Consider the following 25,052-nt stretch of genomic DNA (forward strand, 5'->3'; position numbering starts at 1 on the left):
CCTACCTTGGGCGATGAACATGTGCAGATTGAACCAGCCCGAAAGCCAGCAAAAGAACCAGCATGGCCGATCCACCATAGCTGACAAGTGGCAATGGCACGCCCACAACCGGGGCCATACCCATCACCATCGACATATTCACGGCAAAGAACAAAAAGAAGTTCAGCGCGATGCCCAAGGTGAGCAGGGACGAAAACCTGTCTTTGTTGATCACTGCGGCCGCAATGCAGAAGATGATGATCAAGGCGTAGAGGCCCAATAACGAAAAGCCGCCAATAAATCCGAATTCTTCGGCCAGGGTGGTAAAGATAAAGTCGGTATGTTTTTCAGGCAGGAAGTTCAGACGCGATTGCGTCCCTTGCATAAAACCCCGCCCAGTCCAGCCCCCTGACCCGAGGGCGATCTTGGATTGGGTGATATGATAGCCTGCGCCTAAGGGATCGGTGCTGGGGTCAATAAAGGTATCAATCCGCCGGAACTGATAGTCTTTTAACAATTGCCAACCTGTGCCGCGTGATTGAAAAACTGCGGTGATCAACCCGATGCCAGCGGATAGGACGACGGCGAAATAGGCCCAATGGACTCCGGCGAGAAACATCAAACCCCCGCCCGCGCACATCAGCAAAAGCGCGGTGCCAAGGTCGGGCTGTTTCAGGACCAACGCCGTGGGGACGACGATCATGATGATAGGCAGCAGCACCCATATGGGTCGAGATGTGCGTTTAGCAGGCAGCCAGTCGTAATAGGCGGCCAGCATCATGACCAAGGTGATCTTCATCAGCTCTGACGGTTGCAGGCGGAACGACCCCAATTCGATCCAGCGCTGCGCCCCCATTCCGACAGATCCGAAAAGCTCGACCGCGATCAGCAACACAACTGTCCCGAGATAGGCGACCCCGGCCAGGTTTCGCCAGAGCCAGATTGGCACCATCCCCACAGCAATCATCAACCCAAGCCCAAGGGCAAAGCGTTTCATTTGCGGTTCCGCCCACGGCGTAAAGCTGCCCCCCGCGACAGAATACAGCATGAGGAAACCGACACCGGAAACAGCAATCAACAAGACCGTGAGGGGCCAGTTCAGATGCAGGATTTTCCGAAGCCCAGTGGGGACGTGTTTGACGTTATATTCAAGATAACTCATGCCTGATCTTTACCTTTGATCGTGGCTTGGGGTTGGACGTCACGCAGTTGTTTCTGTTGCTCGGCAATCCGCTCCCGGTCAGCTGTTGGATAGGCATCAAGCGGCGGCTCTCCGCTGTATAGGGCTTGCAGCATCACATCGCGTGCAATCGGCGCAGCTGCTGTTGATCCGCCGCCGCCGTGTTCCACCAGAACCGATACGGCATAGCGCGGCTTGTCATAGGGGGCGAAGGCCACGAACAGGGCGTGGTCGCGCCGTTCCCAAGGTAGGTCTTCGTTGCGGCTGACACCGCGTGCGCGCTCGGCTGTGGTGATGCTGCGGACCTGGCTGGTGCCGGTTTTGCCTGCCATGCGCATTTCTTCGGCGATGATACGTGACCTGTATCCCGTGCCCCGCCGATCGTTGACGACGACATGCATGCCTTTGCGGATTTTGCGCAGGTTGTTTTCATTCATCCCCAACGGCTCACCCCCGCCCGAGGGCTGTTCGATCCCGTCGATGGATTTAATCAGACGCGGCGTGACCATGCGGTTGGTGGCGATCCGTGCCGTCATTACCGCCAATTGCAGCGGCGAACTGAGCGTGAAGCCCTGGCCAATCGACGCATTGACCGTATCGCCAATAACCCATTCCGCGTCGCGTGTTTCGCGTTTCCATGCTTTCGTCGGGGCCAGACCGGACGCGACCGATGACAGGGGCAGATCGTGACGAATACCCAATCCAAACCGTTTGGCCATTGCCGAGATTTTTTCGATCCCAACTTTCAGGGCCAAGTCGTAGTAATACACATCACAGGACTGTTTGAGCGAATCTTCCAGATCCATCCATCCATGGCCTGCGCGTTTCCAGCAATGGAACTTGCGTCCGCCAACCTCGACATGGCCGGGACAATAGACAGTGTCGTCAGGGCCAATGATGCCTTCTTCCAAGGCGGCCATGGCAACGACCATTTTATAGGTTGATCCGGGGGGATAGGTGCCTTGGACGGTTTTGTTGACCAAGGGGCGGTGTTTGGATTCCAGCATCGGGTCATAGTCCGCCGATGAAATGCCCCCGATGAACAGGTTCGGATCATAGCTGGGCGACGATGCGTTCGCGATTAGATCACCATTTTCGCAATCAATGATGACCACTGCGGCGCTTTCTGTGCCCAGCCGGGCCTGAACATAGTTTTGCAGCTTGGAATCGATGGTCAGCTGAAGGTCTGCACCCGACTGCCCCTCGCGGCGGGACAGTTCGCGCATCACACGGCCTGTTGCGTTTACTTCGACCTGCTTGGTGCCCGCAACGCCGCGCAGCAATCCTTCTTCGCGGGCTTCGACATTGATGCGCCCAATCTGGAAGCGGGGGATGCGCAGCACGGCATCGGGGATTTCCTGTGCGTCGATATCCGTCTTGCTGACGCGGCCAACGCGGCCGACAATATGGGCAAAGTCAGACCCACGCGGATAAACCCGTGTCAGACCGACCTCGGGGCTGACGCCGGGAAGGGCGGGGGCATTGACGGAAACGCGGCTCAGCTCGTCCCAAGTGACGTTGTCGGCGACGGTGACAGGCAAGAAACGTTCGGCAGCTTTCACTTCGGCGATGGCGCGGTCCCGCGCTTCGGGGTCAAGGTCGATCACTTTGGAGAGACGGTGCATGACCTCTTCCACATCGCCCGCTTCCTCGCGGACCATAACGATGCGGTAAGACGGGATGTTTTGGGCCAGTTGCACACCGTTGCGGTCAAAAATCTCGCCACGTGTGGGCGGAATCAGGCGGATGTTGATGCGGTTTTCTTCGGCCAGCAGCAGATATTGATCAGCTTGATCCACTTGCAGGTAGTTCATGCGCGCAGCAAGCCCGCCCATGAACAGTAGCTGCACGCCCCCCAAAAGCGCAGCGCGGCGGCTTAGTTTGGTCTGGCTCGCGTCTGTTTCTGCCCTATTGCGTCTCATCCCCGTTTCCTCATGTGCGGCTGCCAACACTGTCAAAGTCGCCCGGTGTCGCCTTGCGAACCCCCATGAGCAGATGGGTGATCAAAACGACAACGGGATAGATGAAAACCGTCAATCCCAACTCGATCAGGCTCAGCTTTAGGTCAGGCCGGGGGACCAGAACCAACACTAACACAAGGCGGTTCGCGAGCAAAATCGCCACCAGCCAGATTGTGACAGCGAACCATTCAGGCCCGAAACTACTATCGCGCAAGGACCGCCCACGTACTTTCAGGTTCTCGCAGGCAATCAGAGCCAGCAAAGCCCATAAACCCGGCGGACGTTGAAGCAGTAAATCACTGAGCAAAAACACAGCACATAGCAAGATTGCCGGTACATATTCGGGCCGCCGCACAGACCAGGCAAAAGCAAATGCAATCAGCAAATCCGGTGCGACCATATAGCGTGCGTTGCCTTGGTTCAGCAGGCTGCGCAACCGCGCCTCTGCAGGGTCTATGCTGGCTAGTGGCGGCAGCAGATCGACCTGAAACAGCGCCACGGTTTGTGTTTCAATCGGCAACAAATGAAAGAACAGCAATGTCATCGCCAGCATCAGGAACACCGCGCGCATCATCCACAGGCGAAGGGGCGATAGCGTATCCATTAGTCGCTCAGGATTTCAGGGCTGGTTGGTGCTGGTAAGGCGATGTTTTGATCTTTTACGATTGACGCCCCCTCTGTCACCTTTTCGACGCTGTGACCGCGCAGAACGCGTAGGAATTTCAGCCGTTCGAAATCGGCAGCAAGCCGCACCCGCAGCCGGCCACCGGGGTCTGCGGCGACCTGTCCAATCAGCAGGCCCGCTGGAAACACGCCACCATCGCCCGAACTGATCACCCGGTCGCCGGGACGGACAAGGTCGGGGTTCTCCAGAAAATCAATCGGCGGTGCTGCGGAATTGTCGCCTGCAACAATCGCACGCTGGCCCGAGGGTTGGATCATCGCGGGGATACGGCTGGACGTGTCCGTGATCAAAATGACCCGTGCAGTATCTTTTCCCACGCCTGAAATTCTGCCCATAAGGCCAATGCCATCCACCGTGGCCCAGCCTTCGACAAGGCCGTCTCTTGCGCCCACATTGAGCAAAACCGATTGCCGGAACGGCGATCCGGAATCGGCCAGCACCACACCCGTAATATAGGTCAAACGCGGATCAAGCCGTACCTTGTTCAGATCCAGCAGCCGGGCGTTTTCCTGTTCCAGCTGAAGCGCGGCTTCTTTCCAGGTCTGCATCTTGCGCAGCTCGGATCGCAGTTCCTGATTTTGCACGGTCAGCCGCTGATAGCTTTGATAGTCGCGCAGTAGATTAACCGTTCCGGTGATCGGGGCCATGGCCCAGTCCAGGTTGGGCACGATGCGATCAGTGATTTGTGCGCGAAACCGTTCGACGCGGGGGCTATCGATGCGCCACAGCAGAAAAATACCAACAAGCAGCAAGAACAGCACAGCTAACATGATCCGCCGCAGGGGCCTGCCAAAATCGTTCGATGAAGATCTGTCTGTAGCCATGACGTGACGTATTTCCTGCCTTTAGGGCAGGGCCGTCCTGCCGCTGATCGGGCTTTGGTAAACTGTGCCTGATTTAGCTGTCGTAGTCGATGGCGTGGCGCAATTGTTTTTCGTACTCCAACGCTTTGCCTGTACCCAGTGCCACGCAGTTCAACGGCTCATCAGCCACCGAAATAGCCAGACCGGTCTGCTCGCGCAGCGCGAGATCCAGATCACCAAGCAACGCACCACCACCTGTCAGCATCACACCGCGGTCCACGATATCGGCCGCCAGATCGGGCGGCGTCGTCTCAAGCGCGGTCATCACCGCTTCGCAGATTTGCTGCACGGGTTCGGCCAAGGCTTCGGCGATTTGTGCTTGGGTCACTTCGATTTCTTTGGGGACGCCGTTCAACAGATCGCGCCCGCGGATTTGCATTGACGTGCCGCGCCCGTCATCGGGCATCCGTGCGGTACCAATCGATGTTTTGATCCGTTCAGCGGTTGTTTCACCCACCAGCAGGTTTTGCTGACGGCGCAGATAACTGATGATCGCCTCGTCCATGCGGTCACCGCCGACGCGGACGGAACGGGCGTAAACGATATCGCCCAGCGACAGAACCGCAACTTCGGTTGTACCACCGCCGATATCTACAACCATGTTACCGGTAGGGTCGGTGATCGGCATGCCCGCACCAATGGCAGCAGCAATGGGTTCGGCGACCAGCCCCGCACGGCGCGCACCGGCTGAAAGAACCGACTGACGGATCGCACGTTTTTCAACAGGGGTCGCACCATGAGGGACGCAAACAATGATCTTGGGCTTTGAAAAAGTCGACCGTTTGTGCACTTTGCGGATGAAGTGTTTGATCATTTCTTCGGCGGTATCAAAATCTGCAATTACGCCTTCGCGCATGGGGCGGATCGCTTCGATGCTGCCCGGTGTCCGGCCCAGCATCAGTTTGGCGTCTTCACCCACGGCGAGAACTTTCTTAACGCCGTCTTTGACGTGATAGGCCACAACCGACGGTTCGGATAAAACGATGCCTTTGCCTTTGACATAAACCAAGGTGTTTGCCGTCCCCAGGTCAATGGCCATATCGGACGAGAACAAACCACGGAATTTATCAAATATCGACATAAGCAGCAGAACCTTGCAAAAAATCGTTTTGGGCCAACGCCTCTGAACTCTGATCAGAGACCGATCGTATGGTTGTATAGGATGATGTGCCCCCAGACGAAAGGGGGATTGACTATCTTGGTGGCATGATGCCGCCACTGCGCTATATTTTCTGCAAAGGCACAATATCCGGGAAGAGAAAATGCAGAAAATCCAAGTTTTAGGCGTGCATCATATCACGTTGATGGGCGCGGACCGCCAGACGAGTATTGATTTTTGGGAAGGGCTGCTGGGCATGCCATTTATATTTGACCAACCCAATCTCGACGACCCGAACGAGGGGCATCTGTATTTCGATCCCGGCGACGGGCGTTTGATTACCATTTTCACCAACGAGAACCGTAAACCCGTTCACAGCAGGACGCCTACCGACGCCGGCTGCGTGCATCATCTGGCGTTCGAGGTGGACCGCGCCATGTTTGACCAAGTGCTGGAACGTCTGAAAGAACGCGGTATCGGGAATTCCGGCATAAAGGATCGCGGCTTTATGCATTCGATCTATTTCAAGGACCCGCTGGGATTTTTGATTGAACTGGCTTGCTATACCTTTATCCCGCCACGCGGATCATCCCATGCCGAGGTGATGCTAGAGGCGCATAAACTGCGTGTGGCACGGGGCGATCACCATATTGAACGCCAACATCTGGCGGATGCGACAGTGATGATCGTCGAGCGGTCCCAAAGGTCCCTGTCGGACGACCGGTCGCCTAAAAATCCGTACTGATTGAAAACGCGGTGTCCGCAAGCCGCTCTGTTGAACTTGCGAACACCCCATCAATTTTGTGAAAATTCAAGCAACCGATCTTGACCACGATCTGAAATTGGCGATGTTGGGGGTGGTTTTGTGTTACCTGCCGCGCGCATCCTTCGGGAACGGTGAAAGTCGCTTTAGCCCAAACTCCAATTTCCGACCAGCGTTCGGTCGGTAACGCGCGCGCCGCTGTAGATACGCTGGTATGGAGAACACAATGTTCAGTTCAGATCAGGTCAAATCAATGGCCAGAAAACTGCGTGCAGCCCTTGCCGCGGAAAACACTGATATTTCACATGCGACAGCCCTCGAACTTATCGCCAAAAGCCTTGGCTTTTCCGATTGGAACACGGCGACCGCGACACTATCGGTGACCGCACCAAAAGAGATTGAATTCACAGGATGCAGTCCAATCCTGCGGATATTCGACGAGGCAAAGGCCCGAGAATTCTACTGTGGTTTTCTAGGGTTTGAGGTCGCGTTCGAGCATCGGCATACCGCTGACCTGCCTCTTTACATGGCGGTAGAGCGTGAAGGCCTGCAACTTCATCTGTCAGAGCATCACGGGGATGCCAGCCCGGGATCAAATGCATTTATACCGACAACAAACCTGCTCGCATTGCAGCGTGAATTGTCAGATAAAAACTATGTCTTCAATCGTCCGAAGTTGGAGAAACTGCCATGGGGGCTACAGATGCAAGTCCATGACCCGTTCGGCAATCGCCTGCGGTTTTGCGAGCAGGGTTCTTAAGTCTAAACCAGTGCCGCCAATCCATCTGGACCCATTTCCTGCGCCCCATAGTTGATGGATGCGAAGCAAAGAATTCTGAGGGTAATCAAAAGACAAGGCAGGGTCGAAACCCTGCCTTGTCCTGTCAACCAGCGTCTTTGTAGCTGATCTCGCGTTTGTCGGTGCCGCCTTTTTCGCGGCGGACCAACAAACGGTTGAGCGCGTGAATATACGCCTGCGCCGAACTGACCACCGTATCCGTGTTGGCGGCCTGCCCGGTTACGATGCGGCCGTCTTCTTCCAGCCGGACGGACACGGTTGCTTGCGCGTCTGTGCCTTCGGTTACAGCGTGTACTTGGTACAGTTGCAGGCGGGCGGAATGATCGACCAGCACTTTGATGCACTTGAACGATGCATCGACGGGGCCGTCGCCAGTCTGTTCGGTACTGAGTTCTGCGCCATCCACGATCAACGTCATCTTGGCCACGTTCGGGCCATCGGTACCGCAAACCACATGCATCGATTTCAACTTGATCCGGTCGCTCTCGGGGTCCGTCGCCGTGCGCATCAAGGCGATCAGGTCATCGTCATAGATTTCCTTTTTACGATCGGCCAGTTCTTTGAAGCGGACGAACACGTCCTTGAGCTGGTTGTCGCCCAATTCATAGCCAAGGTTTTCCAGCTTGGACCGCAAGGCCGCGCGGCCAGAATGCTTGCCCATGACGATATTGGTCTCGGTCAGACCTACATCTTCGGGGCGCATGATCTCGAATGTCTCGGCGTTTTTCAGCATACCGTCTTGGTGGATGCCGCTTTCGTGGGCAAAGGCGTTCTTGCCGACGATGGCCTTGTTGAACTGCACGGCAAAGCCTGACACCGTGGCGACGCGCCGCGAGATGTTCATCAGCTTGGTACTGTCCACCTGGGTCTGGAACGGCATAATGTCGTTGCGGACTTTCAGGGCCATCACGACTTCTTCCAGTGCGGTGTTGCCGGCGCGTTCACCCAATCCGTTGATCGTGCATTCGATCTGACGCGCGCCTGCCTCGACGGCGGCAAGGCTATTGGCGGTCGCCATGCCAAGGTCGTTATGGCAATGGGTGGCAAAGATGATCTCGTCCGCGCCAGGCACGTTTTCCAGCAGCTTACGGATCAAATCGGCGCTTTCACGTGGCGCGGTATAGCCGACGGTGTCAGGGATATTGATCGTTGTCGCCCCGGCCTTGATGGCAATTTCGACGGTGCGGTACAGGTAATCAAGCTCGGTCCGGGTGGCGTCCATCGGCGACCATTGCACGTTGTCACACAGGTTGCGTGCATGGGTGACCGTTTCGTGAATCCGGTCGGCCATTTCATCCATGGTAAGGTTCGGAATGGCGCGGTGCAGCGGCGAGGTGCCGATAAAGGTGTGAATACGCGGGTGGGCTGCGTGTTTCACGGCCTCCCAGCAGCGGTCAATATCGCCAAACTGCGCACGGGCCAGCCCGCAGATCACCGAGTTTTTCGACAGACGTGCAATTTCGCTCACGGCGGCAAAGTCACCTTCCGAAGCGATGGGGAAACCAGCTTCGATGATATCGACGCCCATTTCATCCAGCAGACCGGCGATTTCGATCTTTTCGGCGTGGGTCATGGTGGCACCGGGCGATTGTTCGCCATCGCGCAACGTCGTGTCAAAGATCAAGACGCGGTCTTGTTTTGTCGTATCGGTCATGTGTTGGGTTCTTTCATTCTGCTTTTCAATCCTTGGCGCGCTGCACATCCCTCTGAGCGGGCGCGCCGGATGGCACGCTCAGAGGCGGATTAGCAGGAGTAGGTTTGCACACAGCGACAGCGCAGGAACGCGCAGCAAGGTCGGTGTATGATCAGCATAAGTCATGAGGCATGTTATACTGGTGCAAATTTAAATGGGAAGCGTTTTTTAGACCCTTCGGCAGCTCTGCGAGAGGCGGCAGTTGATTAAACGGGTGTCCCCGCTACATCACCGTCATGAGACGAGTTTTGATCATTGGGGCGTCTGGCGGGGTCGGGTCGGCGCTGGCCGCGGAATATCGTTTGCGCGGTGATCAGGTGACAGGGCTATCGCGGTCGAAAGACGGCCTGGATCTGACCGATGAAGCGCGTGTCGCGAAAGTCCTCGGCGGGCTTGCTGGGCCGTTTGATATTGTTTTGGTCGCGTCCGGCGCGCTTGAGATTGACGGGGCCGTGCCTGAGAAATCGATCAAGTCCATCAGTCAGAAGGCCATGATGGATCAGTTCACCCTGAATGCAGTTGGCCCCGCGTTGGTTTTGCGCCATGCGCATGATTTATTACCCCGTGACGGGCGTGGTGTGTTTGCGGTGTTGTCGGCGCGCGTCGGGTCCATTGGTGATAACAGGATCGGCGGTTGGATCAGCTATCGCAGCGCCAAAGCCGCCCTGAACCAAATCATCAGAACTGGCGCAATAGAGCTTGCCCGCAGTCACAAGAGCAGCATTTGCGTGGCGCTGCACCCCGGCACGGTCAAAACGCCGTTCACCGAAAAATATCTGGCCCGCCATCCGGCGGTGGAGGCATCGGAGGCGGCAGAAAACATCGCGCGGGTGATTGACGGATTAGGGGCAGCGGACACGGGAAAATTCTTTGATTGGGCGGGCAAGCCTGTCCCTTGGTAAAAGGCCAGCGCCACCGTGGCTGCGGTTTGCCACTGTGGCTGCGGTTTTAAGTGCGCTCCGCGCGGGGATATTTAAGAGCCAGAGAATACGGACAAGGGTGTCCGTAAATCATTGATGGCGATTCTCGTGACGGGTGTTGGCGCTAGAGCATCGCGTAGTCGCGCATTACATGGGCTACGCGAATGCGAAAATCCTGAAAGTAGTCTTCGCGCGCGGCTTGTGGTGTTACTTTTTGCGCCGTCATCTCGCGCCATTCATTCAGGGCCGCCTCGTCTCGGAAGACTGAGATCGACAGGATTTTGTCAGGGTTGGATAGCGATTGAAACCGTTCGACCGATATAAAACCGTCAATTTGATCCACCAAGCCGCGCATCCTAGATGCCATATCCAGATAATCGCCGCGCTTTTCAGCATAGGGAAACGCTTCGAATATAACGGCGATCATTCTGAAAGCGCGCCATTGACCCAAGTGCCCGAGGCTTCCTCGCCTGTGGCATAGCGCATGGTGCCGGTCCCTTGGCGTTTGCCGTCCTCAAACGTGCCTTCGTAGACGTCGCCATTTGCATAGGTTGCCACGCCTTCGCCTGACATCATGCCGTCCGACCATTCGCCGTCATAGGTGAACCCGTCGGTCATGGTAATCTTGCCCGTGCCATCGCGTTTGCCATTGGCAAATGAACCCTCGTAGACTGTACCATCTGGATAGGTCGCTTTGCCGGCGCCATGGCGTTGGCCGTCTTTCCAGTCACCCTCGTAACGGTAGCCATCGGCATAGGTCATGGTGCCTGTGCCGTCATTGCGCGCATTCTTGAAATCACCCTCGTACACAATGCCGTTGGGATATGTTGCGGTGCCGCGCCCTTCGATCACGCCTGCGGCCCACGACCCGTCATAGCTGGAGCCGTCAGGATAGGTGATTTTGCCCTGACCATCGGCCAGATCATTGCGGAAATCACCTGCATATACAGATCCGTCGGGATAGGTGACCTGACCTGTCCCCTCGATCTGACCGGCCACCCATGCGCCGGTATAGACATAGCCGTCGGTGCCGGTGAACGTACCTTGCCCGTCGCGGCGGTCATCCTTGAACTGCCCTTCGTAGGTGTCGCCATTGGCATAGGTTACTTTGCCCGTGCCCTGACGTTGCCCGGCGACCAGATCACCCTCGTAAATGTCACCATTCGGTTGGGTCAATGTGCCGGTACCGTCGATTTGCCCGTCTTTCCAAAGCCCGACATAGACCAACCCGTCGGGCATGGTCAGCGTGCCGGTTCCATTGCGTTCACCGTCTTGAATTTCGCCATCATAAATCGCGCCATCAGGATAGGTGATCTTGCCCATGCCCTGCTTGGCCCCATTCACCCAATCGCCTTGATACTCATAGCCGCCGGGGGATTGCATCACGCCCTTGCCGTGGTGTTTAGCATTGCGAAATGCCCCCTCGTAGCGCACGCCATTGGCATAGATCGCGATGCCCTGACCCATGATCGCGCCGCCTTGCCATTCGCCCTCATAGGTGCCGCCATCTGCAAAGGTGATTTTGCCGACGCCGTCGGGTTTGCCCTTGGAAAAGTTGCCCTCGTAGATTGACCCGTTGGGAAAACGCGCGGTGCCGGCCCCATTGATTTCGCCATCGACCCATTCGCCTGAATATTCATAGCCGTTGGGGAGAGAATAGGTTCCTGTGCCATGCTGGACACCGCCGCGAAATGTCCCCTCGTATACGCCGCCATCGTCGTATTGCTTGCTTAGCACTGATCCGTCTTGAGCCAATGCCGAAAACGGCAGCAAGCTGAGGCACAAAGCGAGGGGTATAAAGGGCAATCGGGACATGGCACAGCTTTCGGCTAAAGGAGCACCAGATCACGAACGGTGCTTTTGTTAGCGCCGAGACTAAGCAATGGCCACCAAGGGGGCAATCGTCTTTTGCAGGCGGTGGCGGTGCTTGGCCTTTCCCTTGGCGCGTGATCTGCTACATCCTTCGCGTAGATTATCGAAGGACCGGCACATGACATCGCGTTTTCGCATCACCCTGGGGCAATTAAACCCAACCGTTGGGGATTTGGCAGGCAATGCCGCGCTTGCCCGGGATGCATGGGAGCAGGGCAAGGCGGCGGGCGCCGATATGGTTGCGCTGCCCGAAATGTTCATTACCGGCTACAACGCCCAAGACCTGGTGATGAAGCGCGCCTTTCAACTGGATGTCATGACACATATCGAGGCTCTGGCGGCAGATTGTGCCGATGGCCCTGCATTGGCCATTGGTGCGCCCTGGGTCGAGGGGGCGGAACTGTATAACGCCTATCTGATTCTGAAAGGCGGCAAAATCGCCAGCCGGGTTCTAAAGCACGAACTGCCGAACGAGACTGTGTTCGACGAAGTCCGTATTTTCGACAGCGGCCCATTGGGCGGCCCTTATTCTGTGGGTAATACCCGTATCGGCAGCCCGATTTGCGAGGATGCATGGCACCCCGATGTGGCCGAAACCTTGGCTGAAACCGGGGCTGAGTTCCTGCTGGTGCCGAACGGATCGCCTTACTATCGTGGCAAGTTTGAAACACGGCTGAACAATATGGTTGCGCGTGTGATCGAAACTGAACTGCCGCTGATCTACCTTAATATGGTTGGCGGTCAGGATGATCAGGTGTTTGACGGTGCTAGCTTTGGCCTGAACCCCAGCGGCAAGCTGGCATTTCAGATGCCCACCTTCGACGCTGAAATCGCGCATATCGACCTTGAGCGGGATGCCGACGGATGGCGCATTGCGGATGGCCCAAAGGTGCAGTTGCCATCAGAGTATGAGCAAGACTATCGCGTTATGGTGTTGGGTCTGCGTGACTATATGCGCAAGACGGGCTTCAAGAAGGTTCTGCTGGGTCTGTCGGGCGGAATCGATTCGGCAATTGTGGCGGCGATCGCCGTGGATGCGCTGGGCGCAGATAATGTGCGCTGCGTGATGCTGCCGTCTGAATACACATCCCAAGCGTCATTGGACGATGCCGAGGCCGTCGCAGAAGCGCTTGGTTGCCGCTATGATTATGTGCCGATCAAACAAGGCCGCGCGGCGATCACCGATACGTTGGCCCCGTTGTTCGAGGGCACAAAACCCGACCTGACCGAGGAAAACATCCAGTCGCGTTTGCGCGGTCTGCTGTTGATGGCGATGAGCAACAAGTTTGGTGAGATGCTGCTGACCACCGGCAATAAATCAGAGGTCGCGGTCGGCTATGCCACGATCTATGGCGATATGGCGGGCGGCTATAACCCGATCAAAGATTTGTACAAAACCCGTGTGTTCGAGACTTGCCGCTGGCGCAATGAAAACCACCGCGACTGGATGATGGGCCCCAAGGGCGAGGTGATTACACCGCGTATTATCGACAAGCCGCCAACAGCCGAACTGCGCGAAGATCAAAAAGACAGCGACAGCCTGCCCGATTATCCCGATCTGGATGCGATGCTGGAAATTCTGGTCGATCAGAACGGATCAGTGGCCGATTGTGTCGCCGCGGGGTTTGACCGTGATGTGGCAAAGAAGGTCGAGCAGCTGATATATATCAGCGAATATAAACGGTTTCAGTCCGCCCCCGGCCCGCGTCTGACCAAGGGTGCGTTCTGGCTGGACCGCCGTTACCCCATTGTGAACCGCTGGCGTGACCCAAGCTGAACGCTGCCGCATAATCTGGACAATCAGACCGCGCTGTGACAAGCCAGCGGCCAACAGGAGAACCCAATGACCATCACTCGTTTTGCCCCATCGCCCACAGGTTATATTCACGTCGGCAACCTGCGCACGGCGTTGATGAATTACATGATCGCGCGCAAGAACGGCGGCACGTTCATCCTTCGGGTTGATGACACTGATCAGGTGCGTAGCAAAGAAGAATATGTTGAAGGGTTGAAGGAAGACCTGACATGGCTGGGCCTGAAGTGGGACCGGGTCGAGCGTCAGTCTGAACGGTTGGATAAATACCATGCCGCGGCCGATAAACTGCGGGAAATGGGGCGTTTTTACGAGGCGTGGGAAACGCCCACCGAACTGGACCTTAAGCGTAAAAAACAGCTGAACATGGGCAAGCCGCCGGTCTATGACCGCGCTGCGCTGGACCTGACAGAAGCCGAAAAGAGCAAGCTGCGTGAAGAGCGTGGCCCCGGTGTTTGGCGGTTCAAGCTGAACCACGAACGGATCGAATGGAATGACGGCATTCTGGGCGATATCTCGATTGATGCGGCGTCTGTGTCGGACCCTGTTTTGATCCGTGCTGATGGCCAGATTTTGTACACATTGGCGTCGGTTGTGGATGATACCGAAATGGGCGTGACCGATGTGGTACGTGGATCGGACCACGTGACAAACACGGCAACACAAATCCAGATCATTCAGGCGCTTGGTGGGACTGTCCCCGCATTTGCGCACCATTCGCTGCTGACCGGCCCGCAAGGCGAGGCGCTTTCCAAACGTCTTGGCGTGCTGGCGCTGCGCGATCTGCGTGAACGCGGTGTGCAACCCTTGGCGTTGCTGAGCACCTTGGCGCGTTTGGGGTCATCCGATCCGGTGGAATTGCGCACGAGCATGGAAGAGCTGATCGAAGGGTTCGACATCGGGCATTTCAGTTCCGCGCCGACCAAATTCGACGTCGAGGATCTGTTCCCGATGACTGCCCGCTATTTGCACACATTGCCACTTGAGGCCGTTGCAGATGATATTGCGGCAATCGGTGTGCCGGACGACAAAGCGACGCTGTTCTGGCAGGTTACGCGTGACAACATTACCACGTTGCATGACCTCAAAGGCTGGTGGGACATGTTCAGCCAAGGTGCCGAGCCTGTGATTGCGGACGAGGACAAAGAGTTCATTGCCGAGGCCATGGCGATGTTACCCGAGGGTGAGTTTGACGAAACCACCTGGAGCACCTGGACCGCCGCCGTCAAAGAGAAGACGGGCCGCAAAGGCAAAACGCTGTTTATGCCGCTGCGTCTGGCGCTGACCGGACAGGCGCGCGGGCCGGAAATGGCCGGGGTGCTGCAACTGATGCAAGTTGTGAAGGCGCGCGGATGAGCTTGGCCGGGCATCTGGACGAAAGTTCGGGAGCCTTCGGCGAGAGTTTATTTGGCAAAATGAATATAGGGCGCGCCTGTCATGGCTGACGGGCGCGCCAAATTTTTGTCGGGTAACCTGTTCGGCCATGTCGCGTCGATGTCGCTGTTGGCGTCTGTCGGTTTGGTCGCGGTGTTTCTGGTCGATTTTGTCGACATGATTTTTATCTCGATGCTGGGCAAGGCTGAACTGGCGGCGGCGGTTGGCTATGCCGGGGCGATCTTGTTTTTCACCACATCGTTCGGGATTGGTTTGGGGATTGCTGCGGGGGCTTTGGTTGCGCGGGCATTGGGGCAGGGCGACACGCAGCTGGCGCGCGAGCGCACTACCCATGCGCTGTGTTATGGGGCGATTTTCGGGGTGGTGTTTGCGGTCTTGGTGTTTCTGGCACTGGACCCGCTGGTGCATCTGGTTGGTGCGCAGGGAGAGACGGCGGATTTGGCGATACATTTCTTGCAAATTGTTGTGCCATCGGTGCCGTTCTTGATGTTGGGTATGATGGGCAGCGCTATTCTGCGTGCCCATGGGGATGCGCGCCGCGCCATGATGGCAACGATTTCTGGCGGGGTCGTGAATGCGATCCTTGATCCGATCCTGATCTTCGGTTTCGATCTTGATCTGACCGGCGCGGCCTTGGCGTCTTTTGCGGCGCGGGTGGTGATTGCCTATACTGCCTTGATGCCGATTGTACGCCACTATGGCGGGATCGCGCGGCCCAGATTGGCGGGCATGTGGCGCGATTTATTTCCCGTGCTGGCGATAGCGGTGCCTGCGATTTTAACGCAAGTGGCGACGCCAGTGGGGCAAGCCTATGTGACGCGCGCCATGGCGGCCTATGGCGAAGATGCGGTTGCCGGGATGGCGATTGTCAGCCGTATGATGCCGGTGGCTTTTGCGGTGATATTCGCGCTGTCGGGGGCGGTGGGGCCCATCATCGGTCAGAACTTTGGCGCGGGCGACATGGGGCGGGTCAAACGTACATATAATGCCGGGGTGTTGTTTGCGGGGATTGTGATTGTCACGATTTCAGCGGGATTGTTTTTGACGCGCGGGCCGTTGGCGGCGCTGTTTGATGCGGATGGTATCACCATGACGTTGATATTTTTGTTCTGTGGCCCGTTGTCGCTGGCGTTCTTCTTTAACGGGGTGTTGTTTGTATCGAATGCGGCGTTCAATAATATGGGTCATCCATATTATTCGACTGTCACGAATTGGGGGCGCAATACGGTGGGGATGGTACCGCTGGTCTGGCTTGGCAGTGTCTTGTTCGGTGCGCCCGGTGTGCTGATTGGGCAGGCCGCGGCGGGCGTGTTGTTCGGCAGTCTGGCCTGGGTGCTGGCGCTGCGGTTGATTGCAAGCGGTGGCCGACCCAAAGAACAACGCACCGAGGTTTTTGGCCGCGAGGGTCGTTTGATGGCGCTACTTCACCTGCGCCGATAGCCGGTCCAGATTGTCGTCAACCAGCGTGATTTCCTGCCGCGTCAGGGTTTGATGCCTTGGATAGCGCGGTGCCGCACGGTCATTCAGCACAGGGGCATCCCAGCCTCGTGTGGTGTCAAAAAACCGCGTCACGCCATCGGTACCATATTCGCGCAGGAAGCCCTGGACCACCACATCAAGATAGCTGAGCAGGATAGCGTTATCGCCGCCTTGCCGCTGGTTTTTCGCGTCAATTGAATAATGCGCCATATCGGGGGATGGCAGAATGTCATGCAGCACCGCGCCGCCGGAGCTGATGCGATCATAGCCGGTTTCGCGCATATCTAGCGCATCCCAATCCGCGCCGGGTACGGCAGCCACCAGCCCGTCGATGGTGGTTGTGGGATCGGGTTCGACGCTTAGAAAAACCATGTCGCGTAGGGCGGTGCGCACCCAGACCCGCCTCCAGCCTTGCAATTGCGCAGGGCGTCCGTCGGGGTAGCTGTGAGTGCTGCGGTTTACGAGGCTGCCATAGCCGAAGAAATATGGTGTCATGGCGGTGTTTTGGCCGATGATTGCAAAGATGTCCACTGTCCCGCATGCCATGCCAAAACTGCGGGCAATGTAAAAACATTTGTATCTGAAGGCGCGACTTTGCTTGACGCTGCGCGGTGATCCGGCATAGCAATAGCCATCGTAACGGGAGAACTGGGAGAACCCAGTGCCGAAGGAGCAACCGCCCCGGAAACTCTCAGGCAAGTGGACCGTTACGTGACCGAAACACTCTGGAGAGTGGTGCCACATGCACCCGCCGAAGGGATAACGATCTCAGGCGAAAGGACAGAGGGGGCATTTTGTGGGCCGCATCGTGCGGTCTGCTGAGTGCCAGTTTGGTCAAAGGCCTTTCTGGATTTGAAAAGAAAAGGCCTGCGACCATGAGCGATTTGCATCAAACGCCACTATACGATTTGCATCTGGAACTGGGCGGCAAGATGGTGCCCTTTGCCGGGTATTCGATGCCCGTACAGTATCCCATGGGCGTGATGAAAGAGCACCTGCACACCCGCAGCCATGCCGGATTGTTTGACGTCAGTCATATGGGACAGGTCATGCTGTCCGGCGCGTCATGGGAAGCAGTGGCTGCGGCATTCGAGCGGCTTGTGCCGATGGATGTGCTGGGGCTTGCTGACGGGCGGCAGCGCTATGGGTTGTTTACCAATGACGCTGGCGGGATCGAGGACGATTTGATGTTCGCGCGTCGCGGCGATGACCTGTTCGTGGTGGTGAACGCAGCCTGCAAAGCGGCAGATATCGCCCGGATGAAATCGGCGCTGGAGCCTGAGGTGACGGTAACGCCGATCATGGATCGCGCATTGATCGCCGTGCAGGGGCCGGGGGCCGCGGCGGCGGTGGCGACACTGGATCCGGCGGCGGCGGAGATGCGGTTTATGGATTTCGGGACGCTGGGCTTGGATGGCATTTCCGTTTGGGCCTCGCGGTCTGGGTATACCGGCGAGGACGGATACGAGATTTCTGTGTCAGATGCGGATGCCGAAGCGCTTGCGCGTCGATTGTTGGCGATAGACGGGGTCGAGGCCATCGGATTGGGCGCGCGGGATTCATTGCGGCTTGAGGCGGGGCTGTGTCTATATGGCAATGACATTGACGCCCAGACGAACCCGATTGAGGCAAGCCTGAACTGGGCCATACAGAAAGTGCGCCGCCCCGGAGGCGACCGCGAAGGCGGGTATCCGGGGGCAGAGGTCGTGCAAAAGGCGTTCGAGGGCGGTGTGATGCGCAAGCGTGTCGGACTGGCACCGGAAACCCGCGCCCCAATGCGGGAAGGCACACAGCTTTATGACGCAGAAGAAGGCGGACGTCTGGTGGGCAGCGTAACCTCGGGCAGTTTTGGACCGACGGTGGGTGGACCTGTTGCCATGGGCTATGTCGGTAGTGAATATGCCAGCGTGGACACCGCGCTGTGGGGCGAGGTGCGCGGCAAGCGTTTGCCTGTCCGTGTGGCCAAGCTGCCCTTTGTGGCGGCGAATTTTAAGCGATAATCAACAAGGGACGAACAGATGATATTTACCGAAGAACACGAATGGCTGCGCGTTGAAGGCGACGAAATCACCGTGGGCATCACCATTCACGCAGCAGAACAGCTGGGCGATGTGGTTTTTGTGGAACTGCCATCGGACGGGGTGACCGTCAGCAAGGATGACGAGGTCGTTGTGATCGAATCCGTTAAAGCCGCATCCGATATTCTGGCCCCGATTGATGGCGAGATCATCGAGGTGAACGGTGCGCTGACAGATAATCCGGGCATGGTTAATGATGACCCGCAAGGCGATGCATGGTTTTTCAAGATGAAAGCGTCTGACCCCAGCCAGATGGACGATTTCATGGATGAAGCTGCCTATCAAAAATTCATCGGGTAAACCGATCTGCCCCCGTCGGAGCCTCCGGTGGGGATTTTAGACCATTTGGAATGAGGGGCGTCGCGCCATGGTTTTCAAGCCAACCGAATATTTGCCGTATGATTTTGCCAACCGCAGGCACATCGGGCCGTCTCCGGCGGAAATGTCGGATATGCTCAAGACCGTGGGGGCGCAAAGCCTTGCCGCGCTGATCGACGATACGATGCCCGCGAAGATCCGGCAGAAAGAGCCGCTGGATTTCGGCAAGCCCATGTCGGAGCGCGAGGTGCTGGAGCACATGCGTGTGGTTGCGGGTAAGAACAAGGTGCTGACGTCCTTGATCGGCCAAGGCTATCACGGGACGGTCACGCCGCCGGCGATCCAGCGCAATATTTTCGAGAACCCCGCCTGGTATACCGCCTATACGCCGTACCAGCCCGAGATCAGCCAAGGGCGGCTTGAGGCGTTGTTGAATTTTCAAACCATGATCAGTGATTTGACCGGGCTAGAGGTTGCTAATGCGTCCCTGCTGGACGAGGCGACAGCCTGTGCCGAGGCGATGACCATGGCGTTGCGGGTCGCTAAATCCAAAGCAAAGGCGTTTTTCGTGGACCGCGATTGCCATCCACAGAACATCGCCGTCATCCAGACCCGCGCGGCCCCACTGGATATCGAGGTGATCATTGGCGACCCTGATAAGATGGACGCGAGCGCCGTCTTTGGTGCGCTTTTCCAATACCCCGGCACCTATGGGCATGTGCGCGATTTCACGTCGCATATCGCAGCGTTGCATGACGCGGGGGCGTTGGGCGTTGTTACGGCTGATCCAATGGCGTTGACCTTGTTGAAAGAACCGGGTGCCATGGGAGCTGATATCGCTGTGGGGTCCACCCAGCGGTTTGGCGTGCCCGAAGGATATGGCGGCCCGCACGCCGCCTATATGGCGTGCAAAGACGCATACAAGCGCGCGATGCCGGGGCGTATTGTGGGCGTGTCGATTGATGCCCATGGTAACCGCGCCTACCGGCTGTCGCTGCAAACCCGCGAGCAACATATCCGCCGCGAGAAGGCGACATCGAACGTATGTACCGCGCAGGCGTTGCTGGCCGTTATGGCGTCGATGTATGCGGTATTCCACGGACCCGAAGGGTTGAAAGCCATCGCGCAGCGTATCCATCGCAAAACCGTTCGGTTGGCGAATGGGCTGGAAGAAGCCGGGTTCAAGGTCGACCCGCAGGCGTTTTTTGACACCATCACGGTGGATGTCGGCCCGCTGCAAGCGGCGGTGATGAAATCGGCGGTGGACGAAGGCATCAACCTGCGCCGCGTTGGCGAAGCCCGCGTCGGCATCACCTTGGACGAGCGCAGCGTGTCGGCAACGATCGAAGCAGTTTGGCGTGCCTTTGGCATCTTGCGCACGGACGAAAAGTTCGAGGCGCAGTACCGGTTTCCCGATCAGATGATCCGCGAGAGCCAATATCTGACCCATCCGATTTTCCACATGAACCGCGCCGAGACCGAGATGATGCGCTATATGCGTCGTCTGGCCGACCGTGATTTGGCATTGGATCGCGCGATGATCCCGCTGGGGTCCTGCACGATGAAGCTGAACTCGGCCGCGGAAATGATGCCGGTCAGCTGGCGCGAGTTTTCGATGATCCACCCGTTTGTGCCGCAGGATCAGGCGCTTGGGTATAAACATATGATCGACGATCTGTCGGCCAAACTGTGTGATATCACCGGTTATGATGCGATTTCGATGCAGCCTAACTCGGGCGCGCAAGGCGAATATGCGGGGTTGCTGGCCATCGCGTCCTACCACCGCGCGAATGGTGAAGGGCACCGCAATATCTGTCTGATCCCTATGTCGGCGCATGGCACCAACCCCGCCAGCGCCAATATGGTGGGCTGGAAAGTGGTCGTGATCAAAACCGCCGCCAATGGTGATATCGATTTGGACGATTTCCGCGAAAAGGCCGAAAAGCACAGCGAAAATCTGGCCGGCTGCATGATCACCTATCCCTCGACCCATGGCGTGTTCGAAGAAACCGTGACCGAAGTGACCCGCATTACCCATGACCATGGCGGTCAGGTTTATATCGACGGGGCGAACATGAACGCGATGGTTGGGCTTGCCCGACCCGGCGATGTGGGCGGCGATGTCAGCCACCTCAACCTGCACAAGACGTTCTGTATTCCGCATGGCGGCGGTGGCCCCGGCATGGGACCGATTGGGGTTAAATCGCACCTGATCCCGCATGTGCCAGGCCATCCGAACGGGGGCGAGGGCGCTGTTTCTGCCGCCCCTTACGGGTCACCCTCCTTGCTGCCGATCTCGTGGTCTTATTGTCTGATGATGGGCGGTGACGGGCTGACCCAAGCCACACGCGTTGCGATCCTGAATGCCAACTACATCGCGAAACGGCTCGAAGGGGCCTATGACGTGCTGTACAAAGGGCCGACAGGTCGGGTTGCGCATGAATGTATCTTTGACGTGCGCCCGTTTGAAGAAAGCGCAGGCGTGACGGTTGATGATGTCGCCAAGCGTCTGATCGATGCAGGATTCCACGCCCCAACGATGAGCTTTCCGGTCGCGGGGACGCTAATGGTTGAACCGACAGAGTCGGAAACCAAAGCCGAGCTGGACCGCTTCTGCGATGCGATGCTGGCGATCCGCGACGAAATCCGAGCGATTGAAAACGGCGATATGCCGCGCGAGAATAACGCGCTGAAGAACGCGCCGCACACGGTCGAGGATTTGGTGGGCAATTGGGACCGGCCTTACACGCGTGAGCAAGGATGTTTCCCCCCCGGTGCGTTCCGCGTCGATAAGTACTGGCCGCCGGTCAACCGCGTGGACAATGTGCATGGCGACCGCAACCTGATCTGCACCTGCCCGCCGATGGAAGACTACGCCGAAGCGGCTGAATAAATGCGCACCTGCGCGTGGCAAAACCCCATGCGCAGGGCACCTCTATTGAACGAAACAGGGATTACTCTCGGGCGCGTAGCACCTGTGCGGGGCGGGCATTCAACGCTTTCACGGCAAAGCCGAGCGAGGCGAAGACGGATGCCAAGGCACCACCGACAATAATCAATATGGCCGAGGGCCAGACGACGCTGAACTGTGTTTCCATCACGAAACGGCTGATAGCCCAACCGCCCAAGATACCGGCAAGCAACGCAACGGCCCCGGCAAACAGGCCCAATAGCGCGGCACGTAGCAAAAAGCTGATTGCGATGGCGCGGCGGGATGCGCCCAACGTTTTCAGCAATGCAGCCTCGTAACGCCGTGCATCTGCGCCTGCCGCAGCCGCACCGATCAATACCAGAAACCCGGTCAGCAAGGTCGCCGCGGCACCATAGGACGTGGCGGCGGCCAGCCCCGCCAGCACTGCGGCCACACGGTCGATCGCATCGCGCACGCGAATGGCGGTGATGTTGGGATAGGCCGTGGCGATATCGCGCAGGATCGCGGCTTCGGCCTCGGGCTTAGCATAGACTGTCGAGATGAATGTATGCGGTGCGCCCTCAAGCGCAGAGGGATTCATGGTCAGGATAAACCCGATGCCTGCGGTGGAAAAATCAACCTCTTGAAAGCTGGCAATCGTGCCGGTGACGTCACGCCCTAATACATTGATGGTCAGGGTGTCGCCGAGGTTCAGGCCGATTTCCTCGGCCTCTTCGGCGGCAAAGCTGATCAGGGGCGGGCCAGTGTAGTCGGGTGCCCACCATTCACCGGCGGTGATGATGGCGTCGTCGCCGGGTGCTGCGGCATAGGTCACGCCGCGATCACCGCGCACCACCCAGTGGTCGCCTGCCACCTCTTTGGCGGGGCGGCCATTGATCTGTGTCACCACGCCGCGCAGCATTGGCGCGCTGTCGATGCGGGTGACAGCCGGGTCATCGGTCAGGCGTTTGGTGTAGCCGTCAATCTGGTCTTTCTGGATGTCGACAAAGAAATAGGATGGCGCGATGTCTGGCAGGTTGCCCGAAATGGCCTGCCGCAAATTGCCATCAATCTGCCCGACCGCTGCCAGAACCGATAACCCAAGTCCAAGTGACAGTACCACGGTGCTGGCCCCTTCGCCATTACCGCCAATGGCGGTCAGCGCCCAGCGTATTTTTGGATAACCACGCGCGAATTGGGCCGCCCGCTGCGCAAGAAAACGCACAATAACGGCGGCTAAGGTCAGGATGAGCAGGGCACCGGCAATCCCGCCAAGCGTCCAAAGGGTCAGCATCCAGCTGCCGTTGAACCAGCCAGCCAGCGTGACCAAAAGCGCGACGGTCAAGGCGATAACGATGATATAGCGCGGAGCAGGGAAGCGCGCGGCCCCGTCCCACGCATCGCGAAACAGGGTGGCCGCGCGGATGTTTTCGCTGCGGGCAAGCGGCCAGAGTGTAAAGGTAAAGGCTGTGAGCAGACCGTAAATGCCTGCCTCAATCAGTGGTGTTGGGTAGATGGAAAAGGCTGCAGGAATCGGAAGTCGGGCCGAAATCAACGGCGCGAAAACCAGCGGGGCGACGGCCCCCAGAATTACGCCAATGGCGACGCCCAGCAAGGACAGCAACCCAATTTGAATAAAGTAGGTCTGGAAAATCGTAGCGCGGTCCGCACCAAGGGCGCGCAGGGTCGCGATGACTTCGGTCTTGCCATTGAGATAGGACCGCACGGCGGCTGATACACCCACGCCGCCGACGGCAAGGCCGGACAAGCCGACCAGCACGAGGAACGCAGTCAGACGTTCGACAAAGCGTGACACGCCGGGGGCACCGTTGCGGGCGTCAGTCCAGCGCATGCCGCTGTTTTCGAACCGCAATTGCGCGGCGGTTTTTAACTGATCGAGATTGGTTTCAGGCGGCAAGAGCATCCGGTATTTTGAATTGAACAACGTGCCAGCCGACAGCAACCCCGCGCCATCCAGGCTGTTCGTGCGCAGCAACGTACGCGGCCCAAGGGCAAAGCCGCTGGCGGCACTGTCCGGTTCTCGCAGGATTAGCGCATTCAGCCGGAATTCCTTGGTGCCAAGTTTGAACACATCACCGGGAGACAGGCCCAACCGGTCGGATAGCGCGCGTTCCATCACCGCACCGGGCAGGCCATCCGTGTCGGCAAGCGCCTGAGCCAGCGGCATTTCAGGGTCCAGCACCATTGCGCCAACAAGGGGGTAAAGGTCATCCACGCCTTTGATCTGGGTCAGCGCGCGATCAGCGGCGGTGCCATCGCCGACAACAGCCATGGATCGAAACTCAACGATCTCTGAAACATCCGTGGCCTGCGCGTTGATCCAAGCGCGTTCGTCGTCGGTGGCGAAACGATAGGTGAAATCAAGCTCGGCTGTGCCACCAAGTAACGCTGCGCCCTCACGCTGCAATCCGCCCTCGATCGCGGATCGTACCGATCCCACAGCGGCGATTGCGGCGACACCTAATGCAAGACAGGCCAGAAACAGGCGAAACCCCCGCAGCCCCCCACGCATTTCACGGCGGGCAAAGCGGGTCGCAAGCGAAAGGCTCATACGATGCGCCCGTCGGTCAGGGTTACGATCCGGTCACAGCGCGCGGCCAGATCGTCGGAATGGGTAACCAGCACCAGCGTCGCACCGTGCTTTTCGCGCAGATCAAACAACAGGTCCATGATTGCGGCCCCGTTTGTGCTGTCCAGATTGCCGGTGGGTTCATCGGCCAGCAAAATCGCAGGACGGGGGGCCGAGGCGCGGGCAAGGGCGACCCGTTGTTGTTCGCCGCCAGACATCTGTGCGGGGTAATGGTTCAACCGATGCCCAAGGCCCACCGCGATCAATTCTGCTTCTGCCCGCTCGAATGCATCGGCAACGCCGTTCAACTCGAGAGGGGTTGCGACATTTTCCAGCGCGGTCATGGTGGGGATCAGGTGGAAGGACTGAAATACGATGCCCATACGTCCGCGCCGGAACTTGGCCAGACCGTCTTCGCTCATCGCCGTCAGGTTCTGGCCCAAGGAGCGTACGGTGCCGCCGGTTGCCTTTTCAAGCCCGCCCATGACCATCAGCAGCGATGATTTGCCAGACCCGGAGGGGCCAGTCAGCGCAACCGTTTGACCTTGTGCAACATCCAAAGTGATCCCATGTAAGATATCGACCTCTCCGGCGTTGCCATTCAATTGTAAAGACGCATCTTGTAGTTGGAACACGGGGTCGGTCATTGGGCTG

At 57.9% G+C, this 25,052-nt stretch carries 20 protein-coding genes and 1 riboswitch; of the genes, 9 read left to right on the forward strand and 11 right to left on the reverse strand.

Annotation, left to right across the window (positions count from 1 at the left end; translation table 11 throughout):
- Position 1: 1 nt before the first annotated feature.
- The 5 genes from rodA to BM347_RS11825 form a co-directional block, all read right to left on the reverse strand.
- A complete protein-coding gene (gene rodA / locus BM347_RS11805; protein WP_093916694.1) occupies positions 2-1,141 on the reverse strand; it encodes a rod shape-determining protein RodA in 1,140 nt (379 codons plus the stop codon).
- Positions 1,138-3,081, reverse strand: coding sequence for a penicillin-binding protein 2 (gene mrdA, locus BM347_RS11810; RefSeq protein ID WP_093916695.1), 1,944 nt, complete (start codon positions 3,079-3,081; stop codon positions 1,138-1,140). The genes rodA and mrdA overlap by 4 nt, the downstream gene beginning before the upstream one ends.
- A gap of 10 nt (positions 3,082-3,091) precedes the next feature.
- Entirely contained in the window at positions 3,092-3,724 is a 633-nt protein-coding gene (locus BM347_RS11815) for a rod shape-determining protein MreD (protein WP_093916696.1), read from the reverse strand.
- Positions 3,724-4,629, reverse strand: coding sequence for a rod shape-determining protein MreC (gene mreC, locus BM347_RS11820; RefSeq protein WP_093916697.1), 906 nt, complete (start codon positions 4,627-4,629; stop codon positions 3,724-3,726). Before mreC ends, BM347_RS11815 begins: the two co-directional genes overlap by 1 nt.
- Before the next feature lie 73 nt (positions 4,630-4,702).
- A complete protein-coding gene (locus BM347_RS11825) occupies positions 4,703-5,749 on the reverse strand; it encodes a rod shape-determining protein (RefSeq protein WP_093916698.1) in 1,047 nt (348 codons plus the stop codon).
- Between the two features lie 181 nt (positions 5,750-5,930).
- Here BM347_RS11825 and BM347_RS11830 point away from each other — a divergent pair, with 181 nt between their 5' ends.
- Both BM347_RS11830 and BM347_RS11835 read left to right on the forward strand, forming a co-directional pair.
- Positions 5,931-6,512 carry a VOC family protein gene (locus BM347_RS11830; RefSeq protein ID WP_093916699.1) on the forward strand — a complete coding sequence of 194 codons (582 nt, stop codon included), beginning with the start codon at positions 5,931-5,933 and terminating at the stop codon, positions 6,510-6,512.
- Between the two features lie 244 nt (positions 6,513-6,756).
- The gene (locus BM347_RS11835; protein ID WP_093916700.1) at positions 6,757-7,290 is read left to right on the forward strand and encodes a glyoxalase superfamily protein; all 534 of its coding nucleotides are present in this window, start codon (positions 6,757-6,759) and stop codon (positions 7,288-7,290) included.
- Between the two features lie 124 nt (positions 7,291-7,414).
- Here BM347_RS11835 and BM347_RS11840 read toward each other — a convergent pair whose 3' ends face one another.
- The gene (locus BM347_RS11840; RefSeq protein WP_093916701.1) at positions 7,415-8,983 is read right to left on the reverse strand and encodes a 2-isopropylmalate synthase; all 1,569 of its coding nucleotides are present in this window, start codon (positions 8,981-8,983) and stop codon (positions 7,415-7,417) included.
- 275 nt (positions 8,984-9,258) lie between these two features.
- Between BM347_RS11840 and BM347_RS11845 the strand changes: the two genes are divergently transcribed.
- On the forward strand, positions 9,259-9,924 hold the full coding sequence (locus tag BM347_RS11845) for an SDR family NAD(P)-dependent oxidoreductase (RefSeq protein WP_093916702.1): 666 nt from the start codon (positions 9,259-9,261) through the stop codon (positions 9,922-9,924).
- A 142-nt stretch (positions 9,925-10,066) separates the two neighbouring features.
- On the opposite strand, the gene BM347_RS11850 is transcribed toward BM347_RS11845, so the two are convergent.
- Positions 10,067-10,369: an antibiotic biosynthesis monooxygenase family protein gene (locus BM347_RS11850; protein ID WP_093916703.1), complete on the reverse strand. Its 303-nt coding sequence runs from the start codon at positions 10,367-10,369 to the stop codon at positions 10,067-10,069.
- Entirely contained in the window at positions 10,366-11,757 is a 1,392-nt protein-coding gene (locus BM347_RS11855; protein ID WP_093916704.1) for an MORN repeat-containing protein, read from the reverse strand. Before BM347_RS11855 ends, BM347_RS11850 begins: the two co-directional genes overlap by 4 nt.
- 175 nt (positions 11,758-11,932) lie before the next feature.
- Here BM347_RS11855 and BM347_RS11860 point away from each other — a divergent pair, with 175 nt between their 5' ends.
- The 3 genes from BM347_RS11860 (at position 11,933) to BM347_RS11870 (ending at position 16,462) form a co-directional block, all read left to right on the forward strand.
- Positions 11,933-13,591, forward strand: a complete 1,659-nt coding sequence (locus tag BM347_RS11860) for an NAD+ synthase (RefSeq protein ID WP_093916705.1) — start codon at positions 11,933-11,935, stop codon at positions 13,589-13,591.
- Between the two features lie 66 nt (positions 13,592-13,657).
- Entirely contained in the window at positions 13,658-14,983 is a 1,326-nt protein-coding gene (gene gltX / locus BM347_RS11865; protein WP_093916706.1) for a glutamate--tRNA ligase, read from the forward strand.
- Positions 14,984-15,064: 81 nt separating this feature from the next.
- On the forward strand, positions 15,065-16,462 hold the full coding sequence (locus BM347_RS11870) for an MATE family efflux transporter (RefSeq protein WP_093916707.1): 1,398 nt from the start codon (positions 15,065-15,067) through the stop codon (positions 16,460-16,462).
- On the opposite strand, the gene BM347_RS11875 is transcribed toward BM347_RS11870, so the two are convergent.
- A complete protein-coding gene (locus BM347_RS11875; RefSeq protein ID WP_245764258.1) occupies positions 16,442-17,047 on the reverse strand; it encodes a gamma-glutamylcyclotransferase family protein in 606 nt (201 codons plus the stop codon). The genes BM347_RS11870 and BM347_RS11875 overlap by 21 nt on opposite strands.
- A gap of 84 nt (positions 17,048-17,131) precedes the next feature.
- A riboswitch (glycine riboswitch) is annotated at positions 17,132-17,218 on the forward strand.
- A 158-nt stretch (positions 17,219-17,376) separates the two neighbouring features.
- On the opposite strand from BM347_RS11875, the gene gcvT reads away from it, so the two are divergent.
- From gcvT to gcvP, 3 genes are all read left to right on the forward strand, one after another.
- Positions 17,377-18,501 carry a glycine cleavage system aminomethyltransferase GcvT gene (gene gcvT / locus BM347_RS11880; protein WP_093916708.1) on the forward strand — a complete coding sequence of 375 codons (1,125 nt, stop codon included), beginning with the start codon at positions 17,377-17,379 and terminating at the stop codon, positions 18,499-18,501.
- A gap of 18 nt (positions 18,502-18,519) precedes the next feature.
- Positions 18,520-18,879 (forward strand): glycine cleavage system protein GcvH, encoded by a 360-nt coding sequence (gene gcvH, locus BM347_RS11885; protein ID WP_093916709.1) that lies wholly within the window; start codon positions 18,520-18,522, stop codon positions 18,877-18,879.
- Between the two features lie 67 nt (positions 18,880-18,946).
- The gene (gcvP, locus tag BM347_RS11890) at positions 18,947-21,790 is read left to right on the forward strand and encodes an aminomethyl-transferring glycine dehydrogenase (RefSeq protein ID WP_093916710.1); all 2,844 of its coding nucleotides are present in this window, start codon (positions 18,947-18,949) and stop codon (positions 21,788-21,790) included.
- Positions 21,791-21,851: 61 nt separating this feature from the next.
- Here the strand turns inward: gcvP and BM347_RS11895 are convergent, their stop codons facing one another.
- Together BM347_RS11895 and BM347_RS11900 are read right to left on the reverse strand one after the other, a co-directional pair.
- Positions 21,852-24,380 (reverse strand): ABC transporter permease, encoded by a 2,529-nt coding sequence (locus BM347_RS11895; RefSeq protein WP_093916711.1) that lies wholly within the window; start codon positions 24,378-24,380, stop codon positions 21,852-21,854.
- Complete coding sequence (locus tag BM347_RS11900) at positions 24,377-25,045, reverse strand: ABC transporter ATP-binding protein (protein WP_093916712.1); 669 nt, start codon at positions 25,043-25,045, stop codon at positions 24,377-24,379. The genes BM347_RS11895 and BM347_RS11900 overlap by 4 nt, the downstream gene beginning before the upstream one ends.
- Between the last annotated feature and the right edge of the window lie 7 nt (positions 25,046-25,052).

Source organism: Sulfitobacter marinus (assembly GCF_900116285.1).
GTDB classification, from domain to species: domain Bacteria; phylum Pseudomonadota; class Alphaproteobacteria; order Rhodobacterales; family Rhodobacteraceae; genus Sulfitobacter; species Sulfitobacter marinus.